This is a genomic window from Aromatoleum petrolei (assembly GCF_017894385.1).
Classification (GTDB): domain Bacteria; phylum Pseudomonadota; class Gammaproteobacteria; order Burkholderiales; family Rhodocyclaceae; genus Aromatoleum; species Aromatoleum petrolei.
The window spans coordinates 5,355,524-5,369,871 of sequence record NZ_CP059560.1 but is presented as its reverse complement, the minus strand read 5'-3'; the positions used below and the strand labels follow the sequence as shown (position 1 = coordinate 5,369,871).

Here is a 14,348-nt window from a genome sequence, read left to right as displayed (position 1 = left end):
GCGGCGCGTGGATACATTGAGCCCATGACCACGCGCATAGGAGACAGGACGATGACAGACCTCAGCAGCGCGATCGCGTTCGTCGGCGAGGTCGGAGCGAAGACACCCGCTCCGGCGCGGCCGGCAATGTTCGAGCGCGAGGTGCTGGTGCGCTTCGCGCACTGCGACCCGGCCGGCATCGTGTTCTACCCGCAGTATTTCGTGCTCCTCAACGGGCTCGTCGAGGACTGGCTGACGGACGGGCTCGGCACCTCGTTCGCGGATCTGATCATGACGCGCCGGCTCGGAATTCCGACGGTGCGCATGGACTGCACCTTCACGCGGCCGAGCAGGATGGGTGACGCGCTCATGCTCGGGCTCACCGTCACGCGCATCGGCGAAAGCTCGATCGGTCTCGACGTGCAGGGCCGGGTCGGCGACGAGTTGCGCCTGCGGGCCCGGCAGACGCTCGTCACGATGGACCTCGAGACGATGAATTCGGTGCCGATTCCGCCGGACATCCGTGCCTGCCTTGGGCGCTATTGTCAGCCCGTGCCGGAACTCGCGGCCGATGCTCTTTCCCTGCCCGCCGACGGCAACCGGCGGGCCACTGACGGAGGCAAGCATGCAGATTGAACTGGAAGCGGACGCGCCGGCGACAGCCGGGGATGCCTTCGGCGACATGGCGCCGTGGCAGGCGATGCTCGACCGCTACAACGGGCTCTTCACCGACATGGTCGAAGGCTCGTCGGTCGGCTTCGTGCCGCGGAGCGGCTCGGGCATACAGCCCGGCAAGCACGTCGCGGGGCTGGTCGAGGCCGCGGGCGAGGTGCCGATGATGAAATGGCTCAACGACGGCAGCGGCATGTCGGCCGGCGTGATGCGCTACGCGGGCTTCCAGGAGGCGCGCGTGGATCTGCTCTTCGTCGCCGACGACGCGGCGCTCGAAGCGATGCGCGCGAGCCTTGCCGGCGACACCTTGTCGCTGATCAAGCGACTGATCCGGCAGGGGCATATCATGTTCTTCGTGCTGCGCACGAAATTCGAATTGCAGGACGCGGGCTACGAGGAATTCCTCGATACGCTCGGCCTTGCCTTCCTCGGGGCCTGCCGATGATCTTCCACAATCCCGCCGGCGCGCCCGAGCTTGCGTGCGAGCAGTGCGGCTGCCGCTGGTTCGACCGCATCAACGACACCTGCTACGAGTGCGGCACGAAGGTGAGCGCCGAATCCATCGCCGAGTTCAACCAGGCCGTGGAGCGTTTTCGCGCACGCGAGGCGACCTGCGGCGGTGCCGCACCGGGGGCGCCCGCCGATCCCGCCGCGCGCTAGGGTCCGCTACATGGAGTTTGCCGAACGCCGATGAAGAAGACCGCCGCCGTCCCGTATCGTCTCGCCCTGAAGACGATGCCGCCCCACTCGGCGCGACAGGCGGTCGCCCCGCCGCGCCTGCTCGCGCGGCTGCGCGAGGCGGTCGAGCAGCCGCTGGTGGCGGTGACTTCGCTCGCGGGCTTCGGCAAGACGTCGCTGCTCGTGCAGCTGCGGCGCGAACTGCTGGCGCCCGGCGCCGCGGTCGCGTGGCTGACCATCGAGGCCAGCGACGACCGGGCGAGCGTCGCGCCCGCGATCATCGCGTCGCTGAGCACTGCGCTCGGGCTCGAAATGCCCGCGCGCGCCTTCGATCAGGTGGGGCAGGCCGGTGCGGACCTGTGGGCCGCGAGCGAGCTGCTCGTGCAGTTGCACGAACTCGCCCGCCCGACCTGGCTGCTGATCGACGACCTGCACCAGCTCGCCGACCGCGACGCGATCGATTTCATCTACTACCTCGTCACGAACGCGCCGTCCAACTTTCACGTCGTCGTCAGCTCGCGCACCGACCCCCCATTCCCGGTCGAGGAACTGCGCGCGCACGGGCTCTACACCCAGTTCGTCACCGAGGACCTGCGTCTCCGACTGGAAGATACGGTCGGCTTCCTGCGCCGCCGCCTCGGCGACGAGGTCGACATCGAAACCGGCGCGCGCCTGCACGAGCGCACCGAAGGCTGGCCGATGGCGCTGCAGATCGTGACCTCGGCGATGGCCCGCCGCAGCGACATCGCCGGGACGGTTGCGAGCCTGTCAGGCGCGAGCGGGGACGTGGCGCGCTATTTCTCGCAATTCGTGCTGGAAAGTCTCGATGAAGGGGCGGTCACGATGCTGGTGCGCGCGTCCCTGCTCGAAACCCTGCATCCGGGGCTGTGCGCGGCGCTCGGGGGCGGCGTCGACGCGGCCGAGATCCTCGTCCGGCTCGAACAACAGACCGGCCTCGTGACGTCGGTCGATGGTGGCGACGTCTATCGCATGCATCCGTTGTTCCGCGAGTACCTCGCGAGCCTGCTCGCGGAGCTGCCGGCCAGCGAACGCACCGCGCTGCACGCCAAGGCGGCGGAATGGTTCGCGGCGCACGACATGCTCGAGCACGCCGCCGAGCACGCCTTCCTCGGCGGCCTGCGCGCCGAGGCGATGGACTGGATCGAGAAGCGCGTGCGTTACCTCGGCGTGCAGGGGCGCATCGTCGAGGTGCTCGCGTGGCTTGACCGCCTGCCGCCGGAGGAGATTGCGCGGCGCGAAGGCATCCAGCTCACGGCCGCCTGGGCGTGCGCGCTGTGCTACCGCCCGCAGGACGCCGAGCGCCTCACCGACGTGATCCTGGCGCGACCGGGCGTGACGCCCGAGGTCGTGCTGCAGGCGAACATCGTGCGCTCGGCCGCGGCGATCCATTGCGACGACTACCAGCGCGCGCGCGGGTGCATCGACACCTACGACCCCGCGCTCGGCCCGCTCTACTGCAACACGCTGTCCTTCATCGCGATCCACAGCGGATTTCCCGAACGTGCGCGCTACTACCAGCAGATCTCCGACGGCCACGGCCGGGTGGCGCGCAGTTTCTACGATTCGATCTACGGCGCATTCGCGGTCGGGCTCAGCTACCTGATCGAAGGCCAGGCGAAGGAAGCCGCCGGCGTATTCGCTGCGGCGCTGGAACGCGCGGAGAGCGTGACCGGCTGGCGGTCGATGCCGGCCGCGATCCACGCGGCAGGGCTCGCCGCCGCGAACTGGGAACTCGGCGCCGAGGACGAGGCGCGCGCACTGCTCGCGAACCGACTCGACCTGATCGAGCAGGCCGCGCTGCCGGACGCCGTGATCCTCGCCTACCTGACCCTCGCGCGCTACGAAAGCCAGAAGGGCAGCGAAGGCAAGGCCTTCGACGCGCTCAACAGCCTGGCCGCGATCGGCGAGCTGCGCGGCCAGCCGCGCCTCGTCGCTGCGAGCCTCGGGGAACAGATCCGCCAGCATGCGATTCGCAGCCGGCTCATGTCGTGCCGCATGCTGATGAACGGCCTCGATGCGATCGCTGGCGACCCCGCGCGGGCCGACCGCGGGCTCGAGGCCGAGCTGCGGCTGATCCGCGAGATCGCCGCGGCGCGCGTCGCGCTGCTCGAGCACGACGACACGGTGGCCCTGGCCGCGCTCGATCACGCCGCCGAAATCGCCGCGCGGTTGCGGCGCGGCCGCGACCAGATCGCGGTGCGCATCGTGCGCGCCAGCAGCCTGCGCGACGACGCCGAGGGTCCGCCGCTGCTCGCCGAGGCGCTGAGTCTCGCCGAATCCTTCGGCCTCGTGCGCGTGCTCGCGGACGACTGGCCGGCGGCGCTCGACGTGCTTCCGGAACTCGACCGCTCCGGCTGCGGCGCCGCTGCCGGCGTATCGCCCGCCTTCATCGAACGCGCCACCGAGCGCTGCCGCGTCGGTTGGGTGCCCAAGGCCGCGACGCCGAAAACCGCTGCGGCAACCCAGCGCCCCGCGCAGCTGTCGGCGCGCGAAATGGAGATCCTCGCCGCGCTGGCACATGGCCGTACGAACAAGGAAATCGCAAACATCCTCGACGTCGGCCCCGAGACGATCAAGTGGCACATGCGGAACCTGCTGGCCAAGCTCAACGCCGCGAACCGCCGGCATGCCGTGGATCGTGCAAGGTTGCTGGGGATCCTGGATTGACCTGAGGCTGCGATGGCCTGCCGGAGACGCGGGGCCATGAAACGGCCGCCAGCGTGAATCTCGCCGCGAGCGCTTCCGGCCTGCGCCCGCCACCCACGTCTGCACCGCGACAGTCGATCCGCGGATGCACCTTCGGCGGCAGGGGGAGCCCTTCGGGCAGCGACGGCAAAGCGCGTAGGGTCGTCCGAGAGCCCCGCGTACGCGAGCGCCGCATCAGGCATGCCGTGCGACTTGATCAAGGCCTGCGCACCCGCGTCGAAAATCGTGGAACAGCTGTCGCGTGCAGACAAGTCGCCTCCTGACGTCTCACGTACCTTTACGACGCATAACAGGAGGAGAGACATGCACAACTCACAAGAAAAGCGCTGGACGCTGACCGTTTCGTGTCCGAGCGCGGCAGGCCAGGTCGCGGCGATTTCCGGTTTCCTCGATCGTCAGGGGTGCTACATCAACGAGTACTCGTGTTTCGACGATGAGCTGAACGACCGTTTCTTCGTCCGATGCGTCTTCAGCCATGATACCGAGGGAGCGATCGACGGTGCGACCCTGCGTCGCGAGTTCGCGCCGCTGGCGGAACGGTTCGGTATGGACTGGGCGATGCACGCGCTGTGCGAGCGGCCCAAGGTCCTGATCATGGTGTCGAAGCTCGATCACTGCCTGCGTGACCTGCTGTACCGCTGGCGGATTGGCGAACTGCCCATCGACATCGTCGCCGTGGTTTCGAATCACCCCGACCTCGAGCATCTGGCGACGGCTGAGGGGCTGGCCTTCCACCATCTGCCCGTGACTGCGGAGACCAAGCCGCAGCAGGAAGCGAAGCTGATGGCGATCGTCGAGCAAACGGGGGCCGAGCTGGTGGTGCTGGCGCGCTACATGCAGGTTCTGACCGACGATCTGTGCCGGCGTCTGCATGGCCGCGCGATCAACATCCATCACTCCTTCCTGCCGGGATTCAAGGGGGCGAAGCCCTATCATCAGGCGCACGAGCGTGGCGTGAAGCTGATCGGGGCCACCGCCCACTATGTGACCGGCGATCTCGACGAGGGGCCTATCGTCGAGCAGGTCGTGGAGCGTGTGACGCATGCGCATAGCCCGGAACAACTGCTCACGGTCGGCCGCGACATGGAGTGCCAGGCACTGGCGCGCGCCGTGCGCTTCCATATCGAACGCCGCATCTTCCTCAACGGCACAAGGACGGTCGTCCTGCCCTGATCGTATCGAGTCCCGCCTGCCGGCGCGTTGATGGCACCGGCAGTGCGTATAGACTTGGAAATGAAACTGCGACTTTCAGGGCATTTCGATGAACAATTCCACTCCCAGCCAGGGTCCGGGCCACTGGGCCGGGCGGGGCGGCGATGCGCCAATCCGCTTCGGCTTTCTTCTTGTGCCCGATTTCACGCTGATCGGTTTCGGTGCGGCGATCGATCCCCTGCGCCTTGCGAACATGGTGGCGCGCAGGAAGTTGTATGAATTCGTGACGATCACGATGGACGGCCAGCCGGTGCGATCGAGCGCCGGCGTGTGCGTTCAGCCGGACTGCGCGGCCGCTGATGCGGTTGAGCTCGATGGCGTCTTCGTGGTGGGGCCGAATCCCTTGCCGGTTACCGGCACCGAGCCGATCCAGCGCTGGCTGCGGACGCTCGCCGGACGCGGCGTCGCCCTCGGCGGGGTCGATACCGGCAGCTACTTCCTCGCCTGCGCCGGCCTGCTCGACGGCTATCGCAGCACGATCCACTGGGAAGACATGGACGCGCTGCTCGACCGCTTCCCGCGCCTGGTGGTGTCGAACAAGATCTACGAGGTCGACCGCAATCGCTGCTCCTGCTCCGGAGGCATTGCGCCGGTCGAGATGATGATCCACCTGATCGGCCTTGGTGGAGGCGGGCGCAAGATTGCGAAGGCAGTGGCCGAGTTGCTGATCTACGAGTGCCGCGGCCCGGACGAGAAGCAGAAGACCTCGCTGCGCGACGTCTCCAACGCGTCGCATCCCAAGCTCGTCGAGGCGATCAAGATCATGGAGTGCAACATCGAGGAACCGCTCTCGATGGAGGAACTCGCCGCGCACATGCAGTTCTCCGCGCGCCAGCTCGAACGCCTGTTCCGCGAGACCCTGAACTGCACGCCGCGGCAGTACTACCTGCAGATTCGCCTCGAACGCGCGCGCCAGCTCCTGACGCGCACCAACCGCCCCATCGCCGACATCGTGATGGCCTGCGGCTTCGTCTCCTTTGCCCATTTCTCGCACCGATACCACGCGGGCTTCGGCATCTCGCCGAGCGCCGAGCGGCGGCGGCAGACGAGCGATACCGAGAAGACGACCAAACCGCCCTGAGCGGGTGCATCGTTTTCAGAAAAATCCCTGTCGGTTTCCAGAATGTTGCGCGGGCCCCCGGGGCCTAGCATGCACTTCAACAAACGGTCGCAGAACCGGTTGGGGTCGGCAAACCATCGTCCGAATGGCGCCGGCCGGCATGCAGTCCAGTGCAACGGCAGGAGACAACGATGGAAGCTGCAATGCTGCGGAGCGCACCTCGCGCCGCCGCACAGGAGGAGCCGTACGTCCGCTTCAGGAACGTCCAGAAGACGTATGACGGCGAGACTCTGGTCGTCAAGAACCTCAATCTAGACATTGCCAAGGGTGAGTTCCTGACGATGCTCGGGCCGTCGGGTTCGGGCAAGACGACTTCCCTGATGATGCTCGCGGGCTTTGAGACCGCGACCCACGGCGAGATTTATCTCGACGGACGGCCCATCAATGCCCTTGCGCCCGAGAGGCGCAACATCGGCATGGTGTTCCAGAATTACGCGCTGTTTCCGCACATGACTGTGGCGGAGAACCTCGCCTTTCCGCTCAAGGTGCGGAAGATCTCCGCGAGCGAGATCGAGGCCAAGGTCAAGCGTGCCCTCGATATGGTCGGCCTCGGCGGCTTCGCGTCGCGGCGGCCCGGGCAGATGTCGGGTGGCCAGGCGCAGCGCGTCGCCGTGGCGCGGGCGTTGGTGTTCGAGCCCAAGCTGGTGTTGATGGACGAGCCCCTTTCGGCGCTCGACAAGCAGCTCCGGGAACAGATGCAGTACGAGGTCAAGGCGATCCACGACCGCCTCGGCGTGACCATCGTCTATGTCACGCACGACCAATCCGAAGCGCTGACGATGTCCGACCGTATTGCGGTGTTCAACGAGGGTGTGATCCAGCAACTCGACACGCCCGAGCGTCTCTACGAGGCGCCGGTGAATTCCTTCGTTGCGCGCTTCATCGGGGAGAACAACCGCATTTCCGGCGACGTGCTCCGGCTCGACGGCGACGAGTGCGTAGTCGAAATGAAAGGTTGCGGCGCGGTGCAGGCGGCGCGGGTTGCGGCGCTGCAGGCCGGGGCTCCGACGATGCTTTCGCTGCGCCCGGAACGCGTGCAGATCGACCCGCCCGAGGGTTCGGTTCCGAACGCCTTCGAGGCGACCGTGCGCGATCTCGTCTATCTCGGCGACCACCTGCGCATCGGGCTCGATCTCGGCGGCCGGAATACCCTCGTCGCGAAGATGCCCAACAGCTCCCGTCACGGGCGGCTCGCTCCGGGCCACCGCGTGCGCGTCGGCTGGCACGCGGCCGACTGCCGCGCGCTCGACGCGCCGCGGGCCTGACGCCCTTCCTATCCCAAAAAAAACCGACGCATCACAAACAGGAGGATCCGCGCGACGCAGCCATCGACGGCGCGTCCGCCGATGACTCGCGCGAGCAGGGCGGCCGCAGCCGGTAGCACCACAATAAGGAGTAGGAGACAACCATGAAGACGAAAGCGACTATCAATCCGGCAACGAATCAGGCGACACCGTTCACGGTGTCGGGCAGCGGGCGTGGCAAGCACGGTGGCCTGCCGTTGAAGACCTTTGCGGTGCTCGCGTTGGCGCTGATCTCCGGTGCCGCCGCGGCGGAGTCGGCGATCACCGTGACCTCGTTCGGCGGCACCTACGGCACGAGCCAGATCGAAGCGATGCACAAGCCGTTCTCGGCGGCGAGCGGGGTGAAGGTGCTGTCCGAGGACTACAACGGCGGACTGGCGGAGATCCGCGCGCAGGTGAGCACCGGTAACGTGAAGTGGGACGTCGTCGATGTCGAGACCGCCGAGGCGATCCGCGGTTGCGACGAAGGCTTGTTCGAGCGTGTCGAGGCGGCGTCGCTGCCGAAAGGAAGTGATGGCAAGCCGGCGAGCGAGGACTTCTTCGAGGGCGCGATCATGGACTGCGCCGTGCGCAACATCAGCTGGTCCAACATCGTCGCCTTCGACTCGAAGCGCTTCAAGAGCGATGTGCCGAAGACCCTCGCGGACTTCTTCGACCTGAAGAAATTTCCCGGCAAGCGTGGCCTGAAGAAGGAGCCGAACGTGAACCTCGAATGGGCGCTGATGGCCGACGGCGTGCCGCCCGAGCAGGTGTACGCGGTGCTCGGCACGCCGGAAGGGCTGCAGCGCGCTTTCCGCAAGCTCGATACGATCAAGGGCAGTATCGTGTGGTGGCAGGCCGGTGCGCAGGCGCCGCAACTCCTCGCGGATGGAGAGGTAGCGATGACTTCGGCGTACCACGGGCGCATCTTCAACGCCGTGCGCAACGAGAAGCAGAGTTTCGTGCCGGTGTGGGACGGCCAGATCCAGGTCTCGGACCAGTTCGCGATCGTGAAGGGCTCGAAGAATCTCGCCGCGGCGAAGGAGTTCCTGAAGTTCGCGACCGGCACGAAGCCACTGGCCGACCAGGCGAAGTACGTCGCCTACGCCCCGGGCCGCCGTTCGTCGATCCCGGAGGTCGACAGTTCTGTGCGCTTCTGGCTGCCGAACGCCGGCCATCCCGGTCGTGTGCTCGTGAGCAATGCCGAGTGGTGGGCTGACCACGCCGACGAGATCAACCAGAAGTTCGCAGTCTGGCTCGCGAAGTAAGTCCGCGCAACACCATGTGCGGCGGTCGACACCACTTGCTGATCCCGACCGCCGCAGCCACCCCGCAGAGAGTCCGAGCCATGACTGCCACCATTCTCGATGCCGAACCGCTCAGTGCTGCCGAGCGCCGATCGCTCAAATCCCGGCTGCGCCGCGCCGAGCGGATGGGGCGCGTGCGCGCCTACGCCGCCGTCGCGCCGCTGCTCGCCTTCATCCTCCTCGCTTTCGTCGTGCCGATCACGCTGATGCTGATCAACAGCGTGCAGAACCCCGTCGTTGCGAGCCAGTTTCCGCGTACGCTCACAGCGCTCGCCGCGTGGGGGCGGACCGCCGAGCCCACGCCGCCGGAGGGTGTATATGAAGCGTTTGCCGAAGAGTTGAAGGTGAGCCGCAAGGCGGGCGAACTGAGCAAGGTTGCCACGCGCCTCAATTACGACAGCGGCGGGATGCGCAGCCTGCTGATGGGCACAGCCCGCCGCATCAAGGACGGCGACACTGGACCGTGGAAGGAACGCCTGCTCGCGGTGGACGCGGCGTGGGGCAAGCGGGAGACCTGGGCCGTGTTCCGCCAGGCCGGAGATCCCTTCACTGCCGGCTATTATCTTGCGGCGCTCGATCTGCGCCGAGATGCCGACGACCAGATCGTTCGCCAGCCCGAGGACCAGCGCCTGTACGTCGATGCGATGTCGCGCACGCTGTGGGTCGGCGCGCTGGTGACTTTCTTCACGTTGCTCGCCGGCTACCCGGTCGCCTACCTGCTGGCGACTCTCCCCCCGAAGACGGGCAACCTGCTGATGATCTGTGTGCTGCTGCCGTTCTGGACCTCGCTTCTCGTGCGCACGACGTCGTGGATCGTGATCCTGCAGCGCGAAGGGCTCTTCAACGACCTGCTCATGGCGCTGGGTCTGATCGACGAGCGGGTGCAACTGATCTTCAACCGCTTCGGCGTCGTCACTGCGATGACCCATATCCTGCTGCCTTTCATGATCCTACCGATCTACAGCGTCATGAAGCAAGTGCCGCCCAGCCTCGTGCGCGCGGCACGCTCGCTCGGCGCCGGGCCGGTCACCGCCTTCTTCAAGGTCTATGTGCCGCAGACGATGCCCGGGGTGAGCGCCGGGGCGCTGCTCGTGTTCATCCTCGCGTTGGGTTACTACATCACGCCGGCGCTGGTTGGCGGCCCTGCGGACCAGATGATCAGCTACTTCATCGCCGACCACATCGGGCGCTCGCTCAACTGGGGCCTCGCGTCCGCGCTCGGCGGCGTGCTGCTGGCGGGGGTGCTCGCGCTGTATGCCGTTTATGACCGACTCGTCGGTGTCACCAACGTCAAGCTGGGGTGAAGCGATGACCCAATTTCCTCCCTATGTCGGGCTCGGCGGACGGGCCTGGTTCTACGGCTATCGCAGTTTCTGCGGTCTCGTGCTGCTGTTCCTGATGGCGCCGATCCTCGTCATCGTGCCGCTCGCGTTCAACTCGCAGCCTTACTTCACCTATCCGATTCCAGGTTTCAGCCTGCGCTGGTTCGAGGCGATCTGGCAGGACACGATATGGCTGCAGGCGATCCGCAACAGCATCGTCGTCGCCGTCGCCTCGACCGTGATATCGACTTCGCTGGGCACGCTTGCGGCGATCGGGCTGATGCGCAAGGACCTGCCAGGCAAGGGGCTGATCACAGCGGTCCTCGTGTCGCCGATGATCGTGCCGATCATCATCACGGCGGTTGGTTCGTATTTCTTCTATTCGAACCTCGGCATCGCCAACAGCCTCACGGCGATCATCCTGTCGCACGCAGCGCTCGGAACGCCCTTTGTCGTGATTACGGTGACCGCGACGATGGTCGGCTTCGACCACTCGCTGACGCGCGCCGCACGCAACCTTGGTGCCTCGCCGCTGTATGCCTTCCGCACGGTCACGATTCCGCTCGTGTGGCCGGGCATCCTCTCGGGGGCGTTGTTCGCGTTCGCGACTTCGTTCGACGAAGTCGTCACGGTGCTTTTCCTGGGCGGGGTCGAGCAGCGCACCGTGCCGCGGCAGATGTGGTCGGGCGTACGCGAACAGCTCAGTCCGACGATCCTCGCGGTCGCAACGGTGCTGATCGTGATCTCGGTCGCCATGTTGCTGACGCTCGAATTCCTGCGTCGACGCAATGCCCGCATGCGGGGGCTTGCCGACTGAACTGCGCCTGAACCAGCCTTTCCGTTTCTCTCCCGCGGTTGTTTGCGACCGTGCAGCCCTCCGGTGCAACCCCGTCCGGAGGGCTTTTTTTTCTCCTGAAAAATGCGAAATCAATGAAAGTCGTTTTCGCGCAAATGCTCGTCGGAGCGCGGAAATTAGGGGGAGTCCGGGCTATCTACCATGACTTCCACGTTGTCGCCGCATCGCTGCGGGGCAACCGCGAATACCTAGATCCATACACATCAAGGAGCGAAGACATGACGAATCTCGTCAGCGGCATCCAGTCCATCAACGAGATGAAAGACCTGCTGCGCATCGAGAACGGCGAAAAGGTGAAGCACACCTTCTCCGTGCAGGAGTATCACAGCCGCCAGGCCAAGCTGCGCAAGTACATGGCCGACAACAATATCGACGCCGTGCTGTTCACGTCGATGCACAACATCAACTACTACAGCGACTTCCTGTACTGCTCGTTCGGCCGCCCCTACGGCCTGGTCGTGACGCAGGACAAGGTCGTATCGATCAGCGCCAACATCGACGGCGGCCAGCCGTGGCGCCGCACCGTGGGCGACTACAACATCGTCTACACCGACTGGCGCCGCGACAACTACTTCCGCGCGATCCAGCAGGAAATCGGCGACAAGGGCCGTGTCGGTGTCGAATACGACCACATCCCCGTCGAGCGTCTGGAAAAGCTCAAGGCCGCACTGCCCAATGCCACGTTGACCGACATCGGCGTGCCGACGATGCGCATGCGCATGATCAAGTCGGCCGAGGAAATCGCGCTGATCAAGCACGGAGCACAGGTGTGCGACGTCGGCGGCGCGGCGCTCGCGGCGGCGGTGCATGAGGGCGTGCCCGAGCACGAGGTGGCGCTCGCCTCGACGCAGGCGATGATCCGCGAGATCGCGAAGCGCTTCCCCGATTCGGAACTGATGGACACCTGGACCTGGTTCCAGTCCGGCATCAACACCGACGGCGCGCATAACCCGGTCACGACGCGCAAGGTGCAGAAGGGCGACATCCTGTCGCTGAACTGCTTCTCGATGATCTCGGGCTACTACACGGCGCTCGAGCGCACGATGTTCTTCGACCATTGTGACGACGCCTCGCTCAAGCTGTGGGAGGTGAACGTCAAGGTGCACGAGGCCGGCCTCAAGCTCGTGAAGCCGGGCGTGCGCTGCTGCGACGTCGCCGCGCAGTTGAATGAGATCTTCGCCGAGCACGGCCTGCTGCAATACCGCACGTTCGGCTACGGCCACTCCTTCGGTGTGCTGTCGCATTATTATGGTCGCGAGGCGGGCCTCGAATTCCGCGAGGACATCGAGACCGTGCTGGAGCCGGGTATGGTCGTGTCGATCGAGCCGATGATCATGCTGCCGGAAGGCATGCCGGGCGCGGGCGGCTATCGCGAGCACGACATCCTCGTCGTGACCGAGAACGGCGCCGAGAACATCACCGGCTTCCCTTACGGGCCGGAACACAACATCATCCGCCGCTAAACCGACGGAAACCGGCCTGCCGCGTCCCCCGCGGCAGGCATGCAAAACTATGACTGCCCCGCAAGAGGGCGGCGATCACGCCGGAGACACATTCATGAAAAAAAGCCGCCGGGCCTTTTCCTAGCGCCCGCACCGCACCGGCCCTGAAAGGGCCGCTGACAACCGGCTTTCGGCGCTGCGCCCCCGTGGCGGGGTCGCCGCTGCCTGCCTATCCGGATTTGCCGTTCCGCGCGCCCGTACCGCACGGGCCTGCCGTGGTCTGCCGTGCGCGCCGGACGGATACACACCTGGTTTCGTGGAGACAACATGCATACACAACAAGCCGTACTGAGGGGCGACGCTGCCGTGAATAGCGATCAGCGCCTCTTGCGCCGCGCCGCTGCCGGCAGCTTCATCGGCAATTTCGTCGAATGGTTCGACTACGCGGCCTATGGCTATCTCGCCACCATCATCGCGGCCGTGTTCTTCCCTAGCGAGGATCGCGCGACGGCGTTGATGTCGACGTTCGCGGTGTTTGCGATTTCCTTCTTCGTACGCCCGATCGGGGGGGTTATCTGGGGTCACATCGGCGATCGCATCGGACGTCGCGACGCGCTTTCGCTGTCGATCCTGATCATGTCGGGATCGACCTTCCTGATCGCCTTCCTGCCCAGTTACGAGATGGTCGGAATCTGGGCCCCGGTGCTCCTGCTGCTGGTTCGCTTGGTACAGGGTTTTTCGGCCTCGGGCGAGTATGCCGGCGCCTCGGCATTCATCGCGGAATACGCGCCGCCAAAGAAACGCGGCTTGTACACCAGCCTGGTGCCGGCCAGCACCGCTGTCGGCCTGCTTTTCGGTTCGCTGCTCGTCGCATGGATGCACACAGTTCTGACGACCGAAGAGATGCACTCGTGGGGCTGGCGCCTGCCCTTCCTGCTCGCCGCGCCCTTCGGCCTGATCGGTCGCTGGATCCGGACGAACCTCGAGGACACGCCGGCGTTCCGCGCGATGGAGTCCAAGCATGCGCACAAGGAGGCCGCGCCGCTCGGGCTGCTGCTCACCCGCTATCGCCGGCAGGTAATCGTCGCGCTCGGCGTCGCCAGCCTGAACGCCGTGGGCTTCTATGTGCTGCTGTCCTACATGCCGACCTATCTCAGCACCGAACAGGGCCTGACCGAAGCGGCATCGTTCCGGGCTGCGACGATCTCGCTGATCGCCTACATCGGTTTTATCTTCCTGATGGGCAAGCTCTCCGACATGTTCGGCCGCAAGACCATGCTGATCTTCGCATCGGTGAGCTTCATGGCGATGAGCGTCGCGCTGTTCCAGGCGCTGCCCGGGGCGAGTTTCGAGACCATGCTGATGATTCAGATCATGTTCGGACTGCTGCTTGCGATGAACGACGGCACGCTCGCGTGCTTCCTCGCCGAGACCTTCCCGACCACGGTGCGCTACAGCGGTTTTGCGTTGAGCTTCAACCTCGCGAACACGCTCTTCGGTGGCACGGCGCCTTTCGTTTGCACCTGGCTGATCAAGAACACGGGCAATGCCTTCGCGCCGGCGTGGTACCTGGTCGTAGCGGCGGCGGTGTCGCTGGTCGCGATCCTCGCGTCGAAGGCACACTCGGGTGAGGATTTCACGAAAGCGCGTGCCTGAATCGAGAAGCGACGCAAGCAGGCAAGTCCCTGGCGGATCGCGATAAGCGATGCGCCAGAAAGCTGCCTAAGCTCAAGACCACGTCGCCGGTTCC

At 65.8% G+C, this 14,348-nt stretch carries 12 protein-coding genes; all 12 read left to right on the top strand.

Going from position 1 to position 14,348, the window contains the following annotated elements:
- Positions 1–51: 51 nt before the first annotated feature.
- Positions 52–615, top strand: a complete 564-nt coding sequence (locus tag ToN1_RS24475) for an acyl-CoA thioesterase (RefSeq protein ID WP_244860901.1) — start codon at positions 52–54, stop codon at positions 613–615.
- A complete protein-coding gene (locus ToN1_RS24470; protein WP_169206759.1) occupies positions 605–1,096 on the top strand; it encodes a hypothetical protein in 492 nt (163 codons plus the stop codon). The genes ToN1_RS24475 and ToN1_RS24470 overlap by 11 nt, the downstream gene beginning before the upstream one ends.
- A complete protein-coding gene (locus ToN1_RS24465; RefSeq protein WP_169206758.1) occupies positions 1,093–1,311 on the top strand; it encodes a cysteine protease in 219 nt (72 codons plus the stop codon). The genes ToN1_RS24470 and ToN1_RS24465 overlap by 4 nt, the downstream gene beginning before the upstream one ends.
- 30 nt (positions 1,312–1,341) lie before the next feature.
- Positions 1,342–4,017 (top strand): LuxR C-terminal-related transcriptional regulator, encoded by a 2,676-nt coding sequence (locus tag ToN1_RS24460; protein WP_169206757.1) that lies wholly within the window; start codon positions 1,342–1,344, stop codon positions 4,015–4,017.
- A gap of 342 nt (positions 4,018–4,359) precedes the next feature.
- On the top strand, positions 4,360–5,229 hold the full coding sequence (gene purU / locus ToN1_RS24455; protein ID WP_169206756.1) for a formyltetrahydrofolate deformylase: 870 nt from the start codon (positions 4,360–4,362) through the stop codon (positions 5,227–5,229).
- Between the two features lie 88 nt (positions 5,230–5,317).
- On the top strand, positions 5,318–6,349 hold the full coding sequence (locus ToN1_RS24450; RefSeq protein WP_169206755.1) for a GlxA family transcriptional regulator: 1,032 nt from the start codon (positions 5,318–5,320) through the stop codon (positions 6,347–6,349).
- Positions 6,350–6,519: 170 nt separating this feature from the next.
- The gene (locus ToN1_RS24445) at positions 6,520–7,653 is read left to right on the top strand and encodes an ABC transporter ATP-binding protein (protein WP_244860899.1); all 1,134 of its coding nucleotides are present in this window, start codon (positions 6,520–6,522) and stop codon (positions 7,651–7,653) included.
- A 143-nt stretch (positions 7,654–7,796) separates the two neighbouring features.
- Positions 7,797–8,939, top strand: coding sequence for an ABC transporter substrate-binding protein (locus ToN1_RS24440; protein ID WP_169206754.1), 1,143 nt, complete (start codon positions 7,797–7,799; stop codon positions 8,937–8,939).
- 80 nt (positions 8,940–9,019) lie between these two features.
- Positions 9,020–10,282, top strand: coding sequence for an ABC transporter permease (locus ToN1_RS24435; RefSeq protein ID WP_169206753.1), 1,263 nt, complete (start codon positions 9,020–9,022; stop codon positions 10,280–10,282).
- Positions 10,283–10,286: 4 nt separating this feature from the next.
- Positions 10,287–11,117 (top strand): ABC transporter permease, encoded by an 831-nt coding sequence (locus ToN1_RS24430; protein ID WP_169206752.1) that lies wholly within the window; start codon positions 10,287–10,289, stop codon positions 11,115–11,117.
- Positions 11,118–11,374: 257 nt separating this feature from the next.
- A complete protein-coding gene (locus ToN1_RS24425; protein ID WP_169206751.1) occupies positions 11,375–12,619 on the top strand; it encodes a M24 family metallopeptidase in 1,245 nt (414 codons plus the stop codon).
- A gap of 306 nt (positions 12,620–12,925) precedes the next feature.
- Complete coding sequence (locus ToN1_RS24420; protein WP_169206750.1) at positions 12,926–14,254, top strand: MFS transporter; 1,329 nt, start codon at positions 12,926–12,928, stop codon at positions 14,252–14,254.
- The last annotated feature ends 94 nt before the right edge of the window (positions 14,255–14,348 follow it).

Bases quoted from the DNA above. Each gene is read 5' to 3' on its own strand.
- ToN1_RS24430 (WP_169206752.1), top strand. From the start codon at position 10,287: ATGACCCAATTTCCTCCCTATGTCGGGCTCGGCGGACGGGCCTGGTTC.
- ToN1_RS24475 (WP_244860901.1), top strand. From the start codon at position 52: ATGACAGACCTCAGCAGCGCGATCGCGTTCGTCGGCGAGGTCGGAGCG.
- ToN1_RS24450 (WP_169206755.1), top strand. From the start codon at position 5,318: ATGAACAATTCCACTCCCAGCCAGGGTCCGGGCCACTGGGCCGGGCGG.
- ToN1_RS24470 (WP_169206759.1), top strand. From the start codon at position 605: ATGCAGATTGAACTGGAAGCGGACGCGCCGGCGACAGCCGGGGATGCC.
- ToN1_RS24465 (WP_169206758.1), top strand. From the start codon at position 1,093: ATGATCTTCCACAATCCCGCCGGCGCGCCCGAGCTTGCGTGCGAGCAG.
- ToN1_RS24460 (WP_169206757.1), top strand. From the start codon at position 1,342: ATGAAGAAGACCGCCGCCGTCCCGTATCGTCTCGCCCTGAAGACGATG.
- ToN1_RS24420 (WP_169206750.1), top strand. From the start codon at position 12,926: ATGCATACACAACAAGCCGTACTGAGGGGCGACGCTGCCGTGAATAGC.
- ToN1_RS24445 (WP_244860899.1), top strand. From the start codon at position 6,520: ATGGAAGCTGCAATGCTGCGGAGCGCACCTCGCGCCGCCGCACAGGAG.
- ToN1_RS24425 (WP_169206751.1), top strand. From the start codon at position 11,375: ATGACGAATCTCGTCAGCGGCATCCAGTCCATCAACGAGATGAAAGAC.
- purU (WP_169206756.1), top strand. From the start codon at position 4,360: ATGCACAACTCACAAGAAAAGCGCTGGACGCTGACCGTTTCGTGTCCG.
- ToN1_RS24440 (WP_169206754.1), top strand. From the start codon at position 7,797: ATGAAGACGAAAGCGACTATCAATCCGGCAACGAATCAGGCGACACCG.
- ToN1_RS24435 (WP_169206753.1), top strand. From the start codon at position 9,020: ATGACTGCCACCATTCTCGATGCCGAACCGCTCAGTGCTGCCGAGCGC.